This window comes from Mycobacterium sp. E1214, assembly GCF_001666755.1.
Lineage (GTDB): Bacteria > Actinomycetota > Actinomycetes > Mycobacteriales > Mycobacteriaceae > Mycobacterium.
Window position 1 is genome coordinate 1 of sequence record NZ_LZJC01000022.1, and the last position, 16271, is coordinate 16271.

15 protein-coding genes and 1 pseudogene are annotated in these 16271 nt (G+C 66.9%); 9 read left to right on the forward strand and 7 right to left on the reverse strand.

The window, feature by feature from the left end; genetic code table 11:
• On the reverse strand, positions 1–201 hold a 201-nt coding region (locus A5700_RS26790; protein ID WP_231991372.1), incomplete at its 3' end, for a hypothetical protein.
• Here A5700_RS26790 and A5700_RS03150 point away from each other — a divergent pair.
• The 3 genes and pseudogenes from A5700_RS03150 to A5700_RS26795 form a co-directional block, all read left to right on the forward strand.
• Complete coding sequence (locus A5700_RS03150; protein ID WP_231973908.1) at positions 196–1185, forward strand: MMPL family transporter; 990 nt, start codon at positions 196–198, stop codon at positions 1183–1185. The two genes, A5700_RS26790 and A5700_RS03150, sit on opposite strands and share 6 nt — an antisense overlap.
• A 306-nt stretch (positions 1186–1491) precedes the next feature.
• The gene (locus A5700_RS25880) at positions 1492–1659 is read left to right on the forward strand and encodes a hypothetical protein (RefSeq protein WP_156671053.1); all 168 of its coding nucleotides are present in this window, start codon (positions 1492–1494) and stop codon (positions 1657–1659) included.
• Positions 1660–1778: 119 nt separating this feature from the next.
• A pseudogene (locus A5700_RS26795) lies at positions 1779–2124 on the forward strand (DNA processing protein DprA); the annotation flags it as partial.
• Here the strand turns inward: A5700_RS26795 and A5700_RS03155 are convergent.
• Together A5700_RS03155 and A5700_RS03160 are read right to left on the reverse strand one after the other, a co-directional pair.
• A complete protein-coding gene (locus A5700_RS03155; RefSeq protein WP_068073843.1) occupies positions 2120–3052 on the reverse strand; it encodes a hydroxymethylglutaryl-CoA lyase in 933 nt (310 codons plus the stop codon). The pseudogene A5700_RS26795 and the gene A5700_RS03155 sit on opposite strands and share 5 nt — an antisense overlap.
• Positions 3049–4278 (reverse strand): CaiB/BaiF CoA-transferase family protein, encoded by a 1230-nt coding sequence (locus A5700_RS03160; RefSeq protein WP_068073845.1) that lies wholly within the window; start codon positions 4276–4278, stop codon positions 3049–3051. The genes A5700_RS03155 and A5700_RS03160 overlap by 4 nt, the downstream gene beginning before the upstream one ends.
• A gap of 145 nt (positions 4279–4423) precedes the next feature.
• Here A5700_RS03160 and A5700_RS03165 point away from each other — a divergent pair, with 145 nt between their 5' ends.
• The 4 genes from A5700_RS03165 (at position 4424) to A5700_RS03180 (ending at position 8579) form a co-directional block, all read left to right on the forward strand.
• On the forward strand, positions 4424–5866 hold the full coding sequence (locus A5700_RS03165) for an MFS transporter (RefSeq protein WP_231973909.1): 1443 nt from the start codon (positions 4424–4426) through the stop codon (positions 5864–5866).
• Positions 5863–6939 (forward strand): PPE family protein, encoded by a 1077-nt coding sequence (locus tag A5700_RS03170; RefSeq protein ID WP_082960643.1) that lies wholly within the window; start codon positions 5863–5865, stop codon positions 6937–6939. The genes A5700_RS03165 and A5700_RS03170 overlap by 4 nt, the downstream gene beginning before the upstream one ends.
• A 130-nt stretch (positions 6940–7069) precedes the next feature.
• Positions 7070–7369, forward strand: coding sequence for a PE family protein (locus tag A5700_RS03175; RefSeq protein ID WP_068073846.1), 300 nt, complete (start codon positions 7070–7072; stop codon positions 7367–7369).
• Positions 7370–7379: 10 nt separating this feature from the next.
• Complete coding sequence (locus A5700_RS03180) at positions 7380–8579, forward strand: PPE family protein (protein ID WP_068073848.1); 1200 nt, start codon at positions 7380–7382, stop codon at positions 8577–8579.
• A gap of 5 nt (positions 8580–8584) precedes the next feature.
• Here the strand turns inward: A5700_RS03180 and A5700_RS03185 are convergent, their stop codons facing one another.
• On the reverse strand, positions 8585–9403 hold the full coding sequence (locus A5700_RS03185; RefSeq protein WP_068073849.1) for an IclR family transcriptional regulator: 819 nt from the start codon (positions 9401–9403) through the stop codon (positions 8585–8587).
• A gap of 859 nt (positions 9404–10262) precedes the next feature.
• On the reverse strand, positions 10263–10931 hold the full coding sequence (locus A5700_RS03190) for a TetR/AcrR family transcriptional regulator (protein WP_068073851.1): 669 nt from the start codon (positions 10929–10931) through the stop codon (positions 10263–10265).
• A gap of 14 nt (positions 10932–10945) precedes the next feature.
• Between A5700_RS03190 and A5700_RS03195 the strand changes: the two genes are divergently transcribed.
• A complete protein-coding gene (locus A5700_RS03195; protein ID WP_082960644.1) occupies positions 10946–12154 on the forward strand; it encodes an NAD(P)/FAD-dependent oxidoreductase in 1209 nt (402 codons plus the stop codon).
• 248 nt (positions 12155–12402) lie between these two features.
• Positions 12403–14025 (forward strand): GMC family oxidoreductase, encoded by a 1623-nt coding sequence (locus A5700_RS03200; protein ID WP_068073855.1) that lies wholly within the window; start codon positions 12403–12405, stop codon positions 14023–14025.
• Positions 14026–14099: 74 nt separating this feature from the next.
• Here the strand turns inward: A5700_RS03200 and A5700_RS03205 are convergent, their stop codons facing one another.
• Positions 14100–15299, reverse strand: coding sequence for a PPE family protein (locus tag A5700_RS03205; protein WP_068073857.1), 1200 nt, complete (start codon positions 15297–15299; stop codon positions 14100–14102).
• Positions 15300–15503: 204 nt separating this feature from the next.
• A partial coding sequence (locus A5700_RS03210) for a PE/PPE C-terminal domain-containing protein (protein ID WP_197502925.1) occupies positions 15504–16271 on the reverse strand: 768 nt, incomplete at its 5' end.

Here is a 16271-nt window from a genome sequence, read left to right on the forward strand (position 1 = left end):
GCCTCGCTGGGCCCGCCGCTGCCAGCGTGACGGTGCCAGCGACTCGATTCGTACGCCCAGAACGCCCAGCGAGGCGGCCAGGACCCGAGTGCGGCGCGGTGGCGACACGTCGCCTCTGCGGTGATGCGCCGACCCGCCCTGTCTGCAATTCTGGCCGCCGGTGCCCTGCTGGTACTGGCGTCCCCACTGCTTGGCGTGCAATTCACCAGCGTGCTGACGGCAGACACGTTGCCCGCCAACGTCTCCGCCGGCCAGGTCGCCCAGGTGATGAGCCGCGAATTCCCCGCCCCGATCAGCGACCAGGAACAACTGTTGATCGACGCCCCTGCGGCCGACCAGGCCAGCATCACCACAGTCGCGAACACGGTGAAAGCCATTACCGGGGTGGCGGCAGTCGGACAACCACAGATACTCGATCACACCCGCTGGCTGATTCCCATCACCCTTAGCGGCCAACCCATCTCGAGCACCTCCCGCGCCACCCTCGATAGCATCCAACACCTGCAGTTCCCGCGCAAGGTGCGCCTGACCGGGCCCACCGCCGACGCGTTGGCGCTCAACACCAGCCTGCGCCAGCACCTGCCGCTGGCTGCCGGGACACTGATGGCCGCCACGGTGCTAGTCCTCTTCGCCATGACCAGATCAATCGTATTGCCCGCCAAAGCTGTCCTCATGAACGCGCTGTCACTTGGTGCCGCCCTTGGCAGCGTGGTGTTCGTCTTCCAACAAGGCCACCTCACCGGCCTGCTCGCCGCCACAGGACAAGGTGCCCTGGACTCCACCGCGCCGATCGTGCTCGCCGCCGTGGCGTTCGGATTGTCCACCGACTATGGCGTATTCCTGCTCGGCCGCATCAAAGAATCCCACGACCTCGGTCACGACAACCGTCAAGCGGTCGCGACCGGCATCGAGCACACCGGCCGAATCGTCACCTCAGCGGCGGCGCTTCTTTGCCTGTCCATGTGCGCACTACTGCTGTCTCGCCTCGTCTTCGTCAAAGAACTCGGACTAGGCGCCGCCCTAGCCGTCCTCCTCGACGCCACCATCGTCCGGGCCGTCCTGGTCCCCGCACTCATGACACTGCTCGGCAAGACCAACTGGTGGGCACCCAAACCCCTTCTGGCTCTGCATGATTGCGTATCTGGAAAAGCTAACCGCCAAGAACTAGCCGACAACGGGCACTGAATCGCACACCCGCACCCGAGGCGTAGGTGAAGTGATGGACCTGACCCCTTGCCGACACCAAACGCACCGCCCATGCCGCTCCAGCGTTCATAGTGGCGCGCGTGACGGTACCGTCGGCTATTCCGCCGACCCCGGACTGCGGGCGCCGACGCCTTCCGCTGGCCACCCGCGAAACGCGCTGTACCGCAAGACGACGATGACCTCGACGCGTTGGGCTGCTGCGAGGCGTCGTTCCAGCACGAGGAGGCATAGGTGTCGGCTAGGTCGGTTCGGATCGGAAAGCCTTCAGTCGAAACGGTCATCGTGGTGGGAGCCCTCATCCTCGTCGCGGCCTATGTCGGCATGGTCGGGTTGTATGCCAACGCCGGAATGGGCCAGCCGCGCCAAATTACCCAAAGCCGCCCCGGTCCCGACAGCACCACGGTCACCGTCGGCCTCAAAGAGGTGCACACGATCAACTACATCTACTGCTGATGGCGCGACTCGAAACCCGAACCGGCAAGCAGGCCTGACACTCGTGCGCTTCCTGGCCTCGGTGTAGAGCGTGCTGATCGGGCGGCGGCGCACCCACCTGCAAGGAATCGGCTGATGGCGGTCCTGTGACGTCGTCGGCGTCCGCGGGGTGCCACGCGCTGCTGCGGCGCGCAACTGGTCACCCGGGCCGAGCACGTGGTCGAGCTGATGGGACGCATCGGCGACCTGGGGCCAAGGAATGCGGCCCCGCAACCCCGTTGGACGAGCTCAGCGACGCCGAACGCAGGGTGTACGAGGCGCTGCCCGGCCGCGGCGCGGTGAGCGGTCGAGCAAATCGCCGTCGGGTCGGGCCTGGCGCCCGAGCAGGCGCTGGGGCCCCTGGCGATGCTGGAGCTCGCGGGCTCGGTCCGGCGAGACGGCGGGCGCTGGGGCATCGTTCGCGCCGGCGCCGTGACGGGGATCAGGCGGACAGCCGCTCGGCCACCGCCCAGGGGAAAACCGTTCCGGTGGACCGGGCGCCCTGAGCGGCTTTGGACCTGTTGGGTTCGCCCAGCTTCGCCAGAAGGCGGTCCGCCGCGGTGACGATGTCCGCGAAGACTGCTGGGGTCAACCACTCGGGCCGCAGCGCGAACAACAGGTCCTCGGTGGCGGTATTGCCACTGGCGCCCGGGGCAAACGGGCAGCCGCCCAGGCCGCCCAGCGACCCGTCCACCATGGCGGCGCCGGCGTCGATCGCGGCCAGGGTGTTCGAGACTCCCAAGCCCCACGTGTCGTGTCCGTGAAAGACGATGCGACGCCCGGGCGCGGCGGTTCGGAGCCGTCCGAGAAGGGCGCGGACCTCGCCCGGTGTGGCCTGGCCCAGGGTGTCGCACACGACGACGCTGCGAATGGTCGCCGCCCGGTCGTCGGTGACGAGCTCGATGACGCGGTGCGGGTCGACGGCACCGCTGTAGGGGCAGGTGAACGCGGTGGCCAGCGTCAGCTGCATTTCGCCGCCGGCCGCCGCGACCAGTTCGACCGCCTCGGGCAATGCCGCCATGCTGTCGGCCGTGGTCCGCCCGATGTTGGCGAGGTTGTGCTGGTCGCTCACCGACAAGCAGTACTGGAAGTTGCAGGCGCCGGCGTCGAGCGCCCGTGCGACGCCCCGCGGCGTCGCCGCCCACAGCCAGCAGCGTTGCAGCTCCTCGGCGGTCAGCGCGGCGACGACGTCGAGGGTGTTGGCCATCGGGGGCACCACATCGGGCCGCGCCATGGCGCCCACCTCTACAGCGTCGAACCCGACGCTCAACAGCAGCCGAGCCAACTCAACCTTGCTGGCCGTGTCCAGGAGTTTGCCCGTGAGTTGCAGACCGTCGCGCAGGGTCACGTCACGCAGCTGCACCGGGGCGGTCATCCGATCAGCTCCTCGACTCCGAGGCCTCCGGGATACCCGTCGAGCGCGCCGAGGACTTCTTCGGTGTGCTCACCCAAATCGGGCCCCAGACTTTGGATTCCGCGTGGACGGTCGCCGATGCGCGGAACGATGCCGGGGAACGCCACATCGGGCAGGTCCTCGGTCCCAGTGGACACTGGCAAACGCTGGATCATGCCGCGCGCCAGGAATTGCTCATCGACTTTGATGTCGGCCGCGGTGTTGATGGGGCCGGCCGGGACCGCGGCTTCGGCCAGCGCGGCGAGGGCCTCGGCCGCGGGCGTCCGCGCCGTCCACGCGCCAATCGCGTCGTCGAGCTCGTCGCGCGCCTGCCAACGCAGCGCGTTGTCGGCTAGCCGCGGATCTTCGGCGAGGTCGGCCCGGTCGATCAGCCGCATCAGCCGGCGGTAGATGGCGTCACCGTTGCCGGCGATCACCACCCATCGGCCATCGGCGCACGGGTAGGCGTTCGAGGGGGCTACCCCCTCCAGGCGGCCGCCGCACCGAGTGCGCGTGACGCCGTAGGCGTCGTGCTCGGGGACCAGCGATTCCATCACCGAGAAGATGGCTTCGGTCAGGGCGACGTCCACGGTGCGGTCAGCGATCTGCGTATACCGCCCCGCGATGCGGTCCTTGTGGCGCTGATGCATGGCGATCAGGGCGCCGAAGGCGGCGTAGATGCCGGCCAAGGAATCGCCGATCGACACGCCGGTCCGCGACGGCGGCCGGTCCGGCTCACCGGTGAGCGCCCGCAGCCCAGCCATCGCCTCGGCGACGGCGGCGAAGCCGGGCTCACGGCTGCGCGGTCCGGTTTGCCCGTAAGCAGAGACGCGCACGACGATCAAATCGGGGTTGTCGACGCACAACTCCTGCGGCCCGATGCCCCATCGCTCGAGCGTGCCGGGCCGGAAGTTTTCCAGGACGATGTCGCACGATCGCGCCAGTTCGCGAACCGCCGCCTGGCCTCCCCGACTCTTTAAGTCCAGAATCACCGATTTCTTGTTGCGGTTGATGGTGCGGAAGAGCATCGAGGTCGTACCGGAGTAGAGACGCCAGCGTCGCAGCTCGTCGCCGGTTTCGGGGCGTTCGATCTTGATCACCTCCGCGCCGAAGTCGGCGAGCAACCGCCCGGCGGTAGGGGCGGCGATGTAATTGCCCAGCTCCAGGACGCGCACTCCGTCGAGCGGTCCGCCGTTGAATCTATCCATCGACCTCACCTTTCAACCACATTGTGCATCTATACCTACATTATGGTGCTCAAGCCTTCCGTACTGTGATCGAATCCACTACAGTCGGCAGGTGTTGAACGAATCACATAGCAAGCGGTGAACCACTACGCGAGGCGAGGGCGGCGTGCTGTTATCGGCCAAGAAGTCCCAATCGACCGAGATCACTCCCAGCACCCTGGGGGAGCGCTTGGTCGACGACGTGCTTGACGGCTTACCGGTAGGGCCCGTGCACCGCAAAATCGTCATCGCCGTCGGACTCGGCCTGTTCTTCGAGATCTACGAGATCTTCCTGTCCAGCACCGTCAGCACCGCCCTCCGCCGCGAATTCGGGGTGGGCGGCACCGTCCTCGAGCTGGTCCTGGCATCCTCGTTTCTCGGCATGTTCTTCGGCGCGGCGCTGCTCGGAGGTCTTGCCGATCGCGTGGGACGCCGCAAGGCCTTCTTAGTGGGACTCGGCTGGTTTTCGACGTTCTCGCTGCTCGGCGCGTTCGTGCCGTCTCCGCCGCTTCTTCTGGCCACGCGATTCCTGGCGGGGGTGGGCATCGGCGCCGTATATCCCGTGGCCGACTCTTACCTCGCCGATGTCCTGCCTAAGGAGCGGCGCGGCCGGCTGGCCGCCTACGCCTACACCTGCTCCTACCTGGCGGTGCCGCTGGCCGGATTCCTCTCGGTGTGGTTGACGGGCCGGGCACCGTTGGGCATCGCGGGCTGGCGCTGGTTGTTGGCCCTCGGGGGAGCGGGCCCGGCGGTCGTCTTCGTCCTCAACCGCTGGTTGCCGGAGTCCCCGCGCTGGCTTGCCGGCGCGGGTCGCCTCGACGAGGCACACCGGGTGCTGGCCCGCTTCGTGGGCGCATCGCAAGTCGAAGTGCACCACCGCGAGGAAGTCGACGCCCCGCCGACGCCGACGGGTTCGCCACGGTCTCAGCTAAGGGCGCTGCGCCGCGCGCCGTACAACCGCCGACTGGTGATGCTGGTGATCTTTCACCTGTTCCAGACGTTCGGCTACTACGGGTTCGGCACCTTGGCAGCGCTGGTGCTGGTGAACCGCGGTTACCCCATCACCTCGTCCATGTTGTTCAGCGCGGTCTCGTTTCTCGGCTACCCCCTCGGCTCAGCGATGGCCATCCCGCTCATGGCCAGGTTCGAACGCAAATTTCTGCTGGTCGGCTCGATCGTTGCGGTCGCCGGGTTCGGCCTGATGTTCGCGACGCAATCGTCGGCGCCGCTGATCGTGCTTTTCGGTTTCCTGACTACGGCAACCAGCAATGTCTTCTCGAACGTCTACCACCTTTACCAGGCCGAAATCTTCCCGACCGCGGTGCGCGCCACGGCGGTCGGCTGGACGTACTCGCTATCCCGGTTGTCCAGCGCCGCTTCGCCGTTCGTCCTCATCCCGGTCCTCGACCGCTATGGCGCGGGCGCTATGTTTGCCGTCGTCGCCGGGGCGTTGGCTGTCGTCATCGTTGCCGTCCTCTCCCTGGGGCCCCGCACGTCGCGCCGCAGCCTCGATGACATCAACCCGGAATCAATTGCATCGGAATGGCATTCACTGAAGGCAGACCGATGATCGACTACGGGGCGTTGCCGCCGGAGGTGAATTCCGGCCGCATGTACGCAGGCGCTGGAGCGGGCCCCATGACCGCGGCGGCGGCGGCCTGGGAGGATCTGGCGGCCGAACTGGGATCGAGCGCCGCCGGCTACTCGACGGTGACCGCCGAGCTGACCGGCGCGCCGTGGTTGGGTCCCGCATCGCGCTCGATGATGGCAGCAGTGACACCCTTCATTCACTGGCTGCGCGCCGCCGGCGCTCTGGCCGATGCGGCGGGCGCGCGGGCCAGGGCGGTCGTGCTGGCCTACGAGACCGCGTTCTTGATGACGGTCCCACCGTCGGCGATCGCCGCGAACCGCGCGACGTTGGCGGCGCTGATCGCGACAAATTTCTTCGGACAGAACACCGCCGCGATCGCGGCGACCGAGGCCCAATATGCCGAAATGTGGGCTCAGGACGCCACCGCCATGTACGGCTATGCCGCTGCGTCGACGGCGTCGCAATTGGCCCCGTTCGTCGAGCCGACTCCGACCACCGACCAGGCCGGCCTGGCTCAACAGCAAGCGGCGGTCACCCTGGCCTCGGCAGGGACCGGCGGACCGTCGGCGACGCAGACGGCGATCAACGACATGATCAATAGCTTGTCCAGTCAGATCAAGGGGCTCCTGTTCGGCGCGCTGGACGTCACGTTCTGGCCGATGACCTACCTGGGTTCTCTGATTTTTTCGCAGATCGGCGTGCTGTGGCCCGAGCATCTCGCGAGGGGGGCCGCAGCCGGCTTAGCCGCAACGCCCGCGCTCGCGGCGCCGGTCGGCCTCAGCGGTGGTTCGATCGCGGCAAACCTGGCTTCTTCCAACAAGATCGGTCCGCTATCGGTTCCTACGGGCTGGGTGGCGACGGCACCTACAGCGGCTGAGGAGTTCGGCGTTCGGGCGATCGGCACCGAAGGTCTCGACAGCCAATCGACCGGACCGGAGACGATGCTGCGCCAACTACCGCCGGCTCGCGGCAGACGTGACCGGGGCGGCTTGCCGCCCCGCGAATACGGATTTCGCCCGCGCATCATTGCTCGCCCTCCCTCAGCCGGATAACTGCTCTGGCAACACAACTCAAACGTCGAAGCCTTCGAGCGTGGTCGCCAGGGTGCGACTAGCTCGTTTGTCGGTAGCGAAAGCCCTTTGCGGTTCGTTGAGCCGCAAGGTTATTGAAATAGGAGGCAATATGTCATTTATTACTACGCACCCAGAAGCGTTGGCGTCGGCGGCTGGCGCGCTGCGAGCTATCGGCTCTGCGCTTGCGGCTCAGAATGCGGCGGCGGCAGCGTCGACGACTGGGGTGATCCCCGCGGCCGCAGACCAAGTGTCGATATTGACCGCGGCGCAGTTTGCAGCCCATGGGCAACTGTATCAGCAGGTCAGCGCCCAGGCGCTGGCGATCCACGAGATGTTCGTCGGCGCCCTGGATTTCAGCTCGGGATCCTACGCAGCCACCGAAGCCGCCAACGCGGTCGCCGCCGGCTAAGGGCCTTGCGATGCTCGACTTTGGGGCCTTGCCACCGGAGACCAACTCGGGGCTGATGTATGCGGGTGCGGGCTCGGCGTCCATGATGGGCGCGGCCACGGCATGGAACACTATTGCCGCTGAGCTGAATTCGGCTGCTTTGGCCTACGGCAGGGTCGTGAACACGTTGGCCAGCGAGGAGTGGTTAGGACAGGCCTCGGCGTCGATGGCGGAGGCCGTCGGCCCGTATGTCGAATGGATGAGCACCACGGCCGCCGCGGCTGAGCATGCCGCGAGCCAAGCCATGTCCGCGGTCACGGCCTTCGAGACGGCGCGTGCCACCATCGTGCCGCCGCCGGCCATCGCGGCCAACCGGGTCAATCTGGCACAGCTGTTGTCGACCAACATGCTGGGCCAAAACACCGCGGCGATTGCAGCTTTGGAAGCGGAGTATGGGGAGATGTGGGCAACCGATTCGGCGACGATGTACAACTACGCGGGTCGATCGGCGAGCATCTCCGCGGTCAAGCCGTTCACCTCGGCGCCCCAGATGACCAACCCGGCCGGAACGGCCCAGCAGAGCGCCGCGGTCACCGGGACCTCGGCGGGCACCGCCCAAAACACGTTGCACAGTGCAATGAGCAAGATCACCTCCGTGCTGGGAAAGCTGTCCACCGGTATGCAGGCCGCCGATCCGGCGGCCCCGCCGGCGGATCCGGTGAAGAATGCGCTGTCCTCGGGCCTGCTGGAATGGCTGGGTGACATCTTCACCTTTTACGCGCCGTTTTCCACCACGTTCTACAACACCGAGGGCCTGCCCTTTTTCTCCGTAGGCATCGCCAACACGTTTGTCTCGATCGCAAAGTCCGCGGGGGCGTTGGGCGGTCCTGCCACCGCGGCCGTCCCGGCGGCGGCCGCAACCCCACCGGCGGTCGTGGTTCCAACCACGGTCGGGCTGGGCGGAGCTTCGGTTGCAGGAGCTTCGGGTAGCGCGGCTACCGTCGGCCGTCTGTCGGTCCCCACCGTGTGGGCCCAGAACACGATGGGAGAGCCACACCACGGGGCGATGCTGCCACCGGTCAGCAACATCAGGGAAGCGCCGGATGCCCGGCCCGGAAACATTCTCGGCGGCATGCCATTTGGGGCCGGCGCCAGCGACGCGGGCTCCGGCAAGGCACCCCGGTATGGCGTGCGTCCCACGGTCGTGGCCCGGCCTCCGGCCGCCGGGTAGCTTCGTTAGTAGGGGAGCCGGCCACCGAGGGTGCGGGTCACCTGGTCAGCGGCCCCGACGACGTTCTCCGCCCATTTCACGGCGTGCTCATGCGTCAAGCGGAAGCTGGGACCGCTGATCATCAGGGCGCCCACAACTCGGCCGCGAGAATCGAATACCGGCGCCGCGACGCCCGTCGCGCCCTCGTCGCGCTCGCCGGAGGTCACGGCGAATCCCATCCGGCGAGCCTCGTCGACGTTAGCGCGCAACACTTCCGGGTCCGTGACCGTAGCGTCGGTGAACCGCGCCAAGTCCGATGCGAGCACCTGCTGCAACGCGTCATCATCCCAGGCCATCAGGATGCGGCCGGCCGAGCCGACGTGCAGCGGAACCACCTTGCCCACGTGCATCTCACGACGGATCGCGTGACGCGTCTCCGCGATCGCGACACATACCCGGTACGGGCCCTCGCGGCGGAAGAAACAGGCCGTTTCCCCGCTGGCGTCACGCAACGATTCCAATGCCGGTGACACCGCATCCAAAATGCCCATGCTGCTGGAAACCGGCGCCGCCCAATAGGCCACGCGGGCCCCGATTTTGAAGCGGTCGCCGACGCGATCCAGAAATTCCTCGGCGACCAGGTTGGCCACCAGCCGTTGCACGGTGGAGGTCGGATAGCCGGTGCGCGCCCGGATCTCGCCGAGGGTCAATTCCGGCTCGGCCAGGGTGAACGCGTCCATGATCCCGCGGATTTTCGCCAGGACCAGCAACGGCTTGATACCCGGCGACAGCGGCCGCGACGACGCGGTCAACGGCGGGACGACCACTTCCTCGGCCTCGCTCATCCCGTCATTGTGCAATATCGGCGCCGCCATGCCGCCATAACGCGCGATCGTCCGTCAAGCTAGGGCAACATCGCGGCCGTGGTCTGCGTGTCGTAGGTATCGGCTAAACCCCGCAAAGCCCACGCTGTGAGGTCCAACCGACGGCGGGGTTAACTGACACCACGTTGTCGTCGCTAGTAATCACGGCGGGGTCGTTGCCGTAGTCCCTCAGGTGGCTTTCCAGGGCGATATCGTCGCGCGACGCCGGACAGTTCCGGCGGGGAGAGCCAAGGCGCGCCCGAGAAACGATTCCGCTGTTCTTCGAGTTTGCGGCGGGCCGAAGATGCACACGATAACTGGCCCCTAGGGTAGGTGTGAGACGCCGTTCGAAGTTGACATAATGTCGCTTATCGGCACAAGACGAATGCCGAGTTACCGGCGGAAGGCCTTGCGCCCTGGTTGCGACTCTTACGTCTGCGCAGCACACGGGCGTTATCGCCGCCCTGGCATCGACCAGCCACGCGCCTTGAGAAGCTATTGTCGGCGCTCGAGTGAAAATCGAATCATCCGACCGTCTGGATGGCGCTTGTGCCGGCGCCCGATCCATCGGTGCTTGAACTCACGGCGGATTAACTTCCTGTCGGCCACCCCCGTTACGACCGGGCCGGACGCCAAAACGTCACAGTGACGAATTACTGTGTGTCCGTTGGGAGTTAATTCGCTCAGCCGTGAGCGAATACTTAGCTTGCCACTGAGATCGCGACCGTAAGGCCACTGCGGAATTTCGGGCAAAGAATCGCAGCGGGCTTACGCTCGTGGGGCCGGGCTCGCGGAGCCTGACTCGTAAAGACAAGAAGCATGAGACCAGGGAGCCTCGCATTTAGCGACGCAACGCCTCCGCGCCCGCCAGGATCAAATTGATGCCGGCGAGGAATTGTTCGCGGTCGTCATGGTCCCGCAACTGTCCGGCGACCTGGTGCACGAAGGGATACTCCTCGGGCGGATGCTGCAGCCATTTGTCGGTGACGGCCTCTAGGAAGACCGACCGTTCCGTTCCAGGTGGAACCAGTCGGGCGTTCGCGGCATTTTGCCCCGCAGCCCCGAGCATGTAATTCAGCACCGCCGACGCCGAGTTGAACTGCGCGGCTTCGGGAATGCCGAGCGCCTGAATCTGGCCACCGATGGCCTCGAAGACCCGAACCACCGGAATCCACGGCTCACGGGCGAGCTGAGCACCCACCCAGGGATGAGCAGTGAACGCGTCGAAGACCCCGAGCGCGAGAGAGCGAATCGCCTCCCGCGGCTCCGCGTCTATGGCGACGATCAGCAGCCTGCCGATGACCTCTTCGGCGGCGGCGGCCATCAAGTCACTCTTGCTGGAAACATAGTGATAGATGGCGCCGGGTCCGGTCGCCAGTCGCGTCGCGAGGACACGAAACGTCAGCGCGCCTTCGCCATCGGCATCCAGGATGTCGATGGCGGTCCTGACGATGTGCTCTTTGGACAGTCCATCGGCGCGCCGCTCAACGGGCTGCTTGGTCGTGGCCATGGCTACATCTTGACATGATTGGAACGTTGTTCCAAGATGTGGAACGTCGTTCCAACCGGGAGGTGCCGATAGTGCGGAGGCCAGTCATTATCGTCGGCGCGGGAATCGCGGGGCTCACGCTAGCGCGGGTTCTGCACGTGCACGGTATCGCCGCAACGGTCTACGAGGCTGAGCCGTCGGCGGGAAGCCGAAACCAGGGCGGACTACTGGATATTCACGAGGAGGACGGGCAGGCCGCGATCGCAGCGGCGAAATTGACCCCGCAATTCCGCGCCATCATCCACCACGGCGCCCAGGCCTACCGGTTGGCCGACCGACACGGCGCGGTACTGCTCGACAAGCCCGACGACGGCACGGGCACACGTCCCGAGGTACTGCGGGGCGACCTGCGACAGATCATGCTCGACTCGCTCCCCGCAGGAACAGTCCACTGGGGGCGCAAGGTCACCACGGTGCGACGGCTGGATCACGGTCGGCATGAAGTTGCATTCGATGACGGGTCGGCGATAACTGCCGACGTGCTCGTCGGCGCCGACGGCGCCTGGTCGAAAATCCGGCCGCTGGTGTCCGACGCGACACCCGAGTACGTCGGCACAACGTTCGTAGAAACTTACCTGCATGACGCCGAGCGGCGGCATCCGGCGACGGCCGCCGCTGTCGGCGCGGGTTCCTTCTTCGCGCTCGCACCCGGCAAGGGAATCTTCGCCCACCGCGAGCCTGACGACGTACTGCACGCTTACATCGCGATCAACCGGCCGGCCGAGTGGATCGCCGGCATCGACTTCACGGACGTAGCCACCGCGACGGCACGTATAGCCGCTGAATTCGCCGGCTGGGCAGAACACCTCGGCGCGATGATCACCGACGGCGACGCGATGCCGGTGCCGCGACCGTTGTATGCACTTCCGGACGGCCATCGGTGGGAACGCGTTCCAGGGGTCACCCTCATCGGTGACGCTGCGCACCTGACCGCGCCCAACGGCGAAGGAGCGAATCTGGCCATGCTCGATGCCGCGCAACTCGCGCAGGCGATCGCGAAGCATCCCGACGATACGGAAAGCGCGCTCGCCGAATACGAAAGTGCGATGTTCCCGCGCGGCGCCGCATCGGCGAGCGAAGCGCGACAAGGTCTAGAGCTCTTCCTTGGTGATCGAGCACCATATGGGCTTCTCGACTTCTTCTCGGACGAACTCGGCACCACGCGCACCGAATCCACCGGATAGGTCTGGGCAACCCGCAACCCACGGCGACACACGACCCGGCGGACCGAACGGCCACCTAACGCTTGATAGGCGACAAGTACTGGCCCACAACGGTTCCGCAGCTGCATCATGGGTGGCATGGGATGCCGGCCATGAGCGATCGCGCGTCTGGAATACCGTGTCGAAACGGTGCGGGTAGCGGATCGCCAACGGCCACAACCCCGTCGAGTTTGCGCCCAAGACGTGCGACCGACGGCACACACACAACGGTGAACGACCACTACGACTACATCGTCGTGGGAGGCGGCACCGCCGGCAGCGTGCTGGCGTCGCGGTTGTCCGAAGACCCGCGGCGACGAGTCCTGCTGCTCGAGGCGGGCCCAGGGCAACAGCTACCGGCGATGGCCGAGCCCCGGCAGTGGCCGAGCCTCGTCGGAAGCATCGCCGACTGGTGCGATCCGCCTGTGCCGAACGGCTTCTCGGGCAACGCCCTGGCGGTCTCGCGCGGGCGCGGACTCGGCGGTTCATCAAGCATCAACGCCATGAATTTCGTGCGCGGCCACCACATGCGCTACGACGACTGGGCGGAGAACGGCGCCAAAGGGTGGAGCTACCTGGACCTCCTTCCCTATTTTCGCCGCTCGGAGATGGCCCGCGACGGAGTCCGCCACATCCGGGGACACGAGGGGCCGCTGATCGTGGGTCCACCGCCGCTGCGCAACCCGATGATCGTCGGCGCTGTCACCGCCGCACTGCAATCGGGCTACGCCTACGCGGCAGATCCCAGCAGCGGCTTAGAGGCGGGATTCGGGTGGCCAGACGCCAACATCGTCGGTGGCCGCAGGCAAAGCGCCGCCGACGCCTATCTGAGGCCTGCCCGCGGGCGCGCGAACCTCGAGGTGCGCACCGACACCGAGGCCGGCCGTCTACTGTTCACGCGAACTCGTTGCGAGGGCGTCGAATTCGTCGGCGCTGCCGGCGTGGGCACCGCCTACTGTACTCGCGAAGTCGTGCTCGCTGCGGGCGCCATCGGGTCTGCGCGCTTGCTCATGCTGTCCGGTATCGGCGCGAGCGCGCACCTCCGAAGCGCGGGAATCCGGCCGCGGCTGGATCTCCCGGGAGTCGGGCGGAACCTGCAAGACCACCCCGTCGGCGTCTTGACGTACCACTCCAAAATCCCCATTGCCGTCGACCCCCGCAGCCCCATCGGTGAGGCCATGGGCTTCGTGTACCTGCTCAGTTCGCCTGACCCATGGCCGGACCTGCAGTTCACCATGACTACTGCGTGCTACCCGAATCACGATGCAGCGGTGACTGACGGGTTCAGCATTCATTTCTCGGTGACGGCGCCCCGAAGCCGTGGCACGGTCACCCTCACCGGCGCCGATCGTGGGCCGGGCGTCATCGTCGACCCGAGGTATCTCGACGAGCGGGCCGACGTCGCCCTCATGCGCCATGGGCTCCGCCTGGCACGACGCATCGCCACCCAGACCGCCTTGGACACGTGGCGCGGCAGCGAAGCCGATCTCGATGATGAAGTCGCGCCGAACGATTCGTCGGAGGTCGACGCATTCCTGCGCCGAAACCTTCGTCCGGCATTCGATTATGTCGGCACCTGCAAGGTGGGGACCGACGAGATGGCGGTCGTCGACGCCGAACTGCGCGTGCACCACACGAGCGGTCTGCGCGTGGCCGACGCTTCGGTGATGCCGTCGCTGCCCACGGCGGGCACCGCGGCGACGGTGTACGCCATTGCCGAAAAGGCTGCCGACTTGATCGCCTCCGCCCCGGTGACCGCCTCCGACCAGGCACACCAACGTCGACAGCGCCGCTCCGCAGCGGCCGCCACACCGGCCACCGAGCGTGAGCCGGTCTCGCACCGTCTCGGCTGAAACAGGGCGTCGGAGAGAGCCTCTGGGGTGTCACACCGCTCCCGATTGCTCGGGAGCGGTGTGACACGTCGGCATTATCCGGCGAAGGGCGGGCGGGCCATCACGGTCGGGCGGAAACCGTATTTCGGTCCGGCGCCGCCCTGGGCACCGGTGCCCACGCCGGCCAACGGCATGCCGCCGAGCAGATTCCCCGCTCCCCCAGCCGCTTCCGGGGCCGCACTGATGCTGCTCACCGGGACGGCGTGCGCCAGCGTGGCGGCGGCGCTCGGGCCGCCAGTCCAGGCGACGGGCACTGACAGCCTGCCTCCCAGGGAGGCCGCGCTTCCGATCGCCGCGACCGGGTGCGCGCCACCGCCGAGCATGCCGCCCAGCCCACCCAACCCCGGCAGCGCCTTGGCGACCGCGGGCGCCGCACCGCCGAGCGCACCCAGCGACTTGGCCATCTGCACACCGAAGTTGCCCATACCGACGCTGAAGTACGGCAGACCCTCGGAGTTATAGAAGAGGCTGGCGAACGGGCTGTAACCGTTGACCAGAGCACCGAGGTTGGTCGGGAAGGTGGTTTGTCCCGTGAGCAGGAACCAGATTTCGGTCAAGGGGTCCGTCTGCGCAGCCGCCTGGGCTGCCTGCGTCGTGCTGGTCGATGCCGGCTGCGCCAACGCCTGCAGGGCGTTCGTGGTCTTGGTGGCGGTGGAGTTGGCCGTCGCGTTGCTCGTCGCGGCCGCCTGGTTGGCCTGACCCGACGGATTGACCACCTGCGGCGCGTGTTTGAACGTCGTCAACTTGGAGGCGCTCGCCGACTGACCGGCGTAGGAATACATCACCGCGGCGTCCTGGGCCCAGAATTCACCGTACTGCGTCTCCAGTTGCGCGATCATCGGCGTGTTCTGGCCCAACACGTTGGTGGCGTTCAGCTGCGTCACGGAAGCGCGGTTGGCCGCGATCTGTGGCGGCGGCACGGACCCGGCCAACGCCGTTTCGTAGGCTGCAGCGGCGGCTTGAGCCTGCGTGGCAGCCTCTTCCGCGTGCGCCGCGGTCGTGGTCAACCATGTAACGTAGGGCTGGGCGGCCTGCGCCATGGTTTGTGACGCGGTGCCCAGCCATTCTTCGCCGCTAAGCGCAGTAATGACGTTGTCGTAACCGGTTGCCGCGCTGGTCAACTCCGCGGAGAGCGCCCTCCAGGCCGATGCGGCCGTCATCAACGTGGTCGGGCCTGGGCCCGCGTAGATCCGTGCCGAATTGATCTCCGGCGGAATTGCCCCGTAGTCCAACATCTTTGGCTCCTTAGTTCCACGCGGCCACGACGGCCGCTTCGATCAGCACAGACATCTCGGGGCTGCTGCCCCGAAAGTTGATGAACACTGGTGCGGCGTCGCGGTCGCAGTGACGCGCGGACGGAAGAGCCCGAGATCGTGGGCGTCGAGTCGCGTCGCCTAGAGATCGGGCGGTGTGTTCGAACGTGGATTCCATTGCCGCCGTTATCCGGCCGAGGGTGGGCGGGTCAGGACGCTGTAGCGGAAGCCGTACTTGTTGACATACCCGGGGGTCGCGCCGCGGCGGCCCATGCCCCCCATCGGCATGCCCCGCAGCAAGGCGTTGGGCGAGTTCGCCCCCGCCGCACCGGCCGCCCCGGCCGGCACCAACGCCCCCTCGGACTCCGCCACCGCCGGCGTCACCGCCGAAGTCAACGTCGCCCACTGCTGAGGCACCGACAACATGCCCACCCGGGCCGCCTGACCGGCCGCCGCCGCCGCTCCCCCGCCGACATGACCCACGCCGGCGCCCAGGTTGCCCAGCCCCAAGGTCGCGAACTGCGGCGTCGGGAACCACGCACCACCGGCACCCACCGTCGCACCACCGGGACCGTACGTCAGCTGCTGACCGATCGACCAGCCGAAGTTGGCGATACCGTTCGAGAAGTACGCCAGACCCGACGTCAGCTTGAAAATTACGTTGTACAACGTGGGATTCAGGCCCAAGAAATTGTTGTTGGGTGTGGGAAGTCCAAACCCGATAAGGTCCTGAATGAGGTTCTGCAGCCAGGTGAATGGCCCTGGGTCGTCGGCCGCGGCAGCGGTTGTGGCGAGTTGCTGCATCGGTGCGACCGCGCCAAGCTGAGACCCGGTGTTGGACGCCGCGTGTGCGACATTTCCTGCGGGCTCGGTGGCAGCCCGGGAGACGGCCATGGCCTGGTCGGTGGTGGCGTCCGGGGTCGTGGTGTTCGGCGGCGCCGGGAACGGCTCGAG

Bases quoted from the DNA above. Each gene is read 5' to 3' on its own strand.
- A5700_RS03190 (WP_068073851.1), bottom strand. From the start codon at position 10,931: ATGGCCACGACCAAGCAGCCCGTTGAGCGGCGCGCCGATGGACTGTCC.
- A5700_RS03160 (WP_068073845.1), bottom strand. From the start codon at position 4,278: ATGGATAGATTCAACGGCGGACCGCTCGACGGAGTGCGCGTCCTGGAG.
- A5700_RS03175 (WP_068073846.1), top strand. From the start codon at position 7,070: ATGTCATTTATTACTACGCACCCAGAAGCGTTGGCGTCGGCGGCTGGC.
- A5700_RS03170 (WP_082960643.1), top strand. From the start codon at position 5,863: ATGATCGACTACGGGGCGTTGCCGCCGGAGGTGAATTCCGGCCGCATG.
- A5700_RS03155 (WP_068073843.1), bottom strand. From the start codon at position 3,052: ATGACCGCCCCGGTGCAGCTGCGTGACGTGACCCTGCGCGACGGTCTG.
- A5700_RS03185 (WP_068073849.1), bottom strand. From the start codon at position 9,403: ATGAGCGAGGCCGAGGAAGTGGTCGTCCCGCCGTTGACCGCGTCGTCG.
- A5700_RS03205 (WP_068073857.1), bottom strand. From the start codon at position 15,299: ATGTTGGACTACGGGGCAATTCCGCCGGAGATCAATTCGGCACGGATC.
- A5700_RS03195 (WP_082960644.1), top strand. From the start codon at position 10,946: ATGATTGGAACGTTGTTCCAAGATGTGGAACGTCGTTCCAACCGGGAG.
- A5700_RS03180 (WP_068073848.1), top strand. From the start codon at position 7,380: ATGCTCGACTTTGGGGCCTTGCCACCGGAGACCAACTCGGGGCTGATG.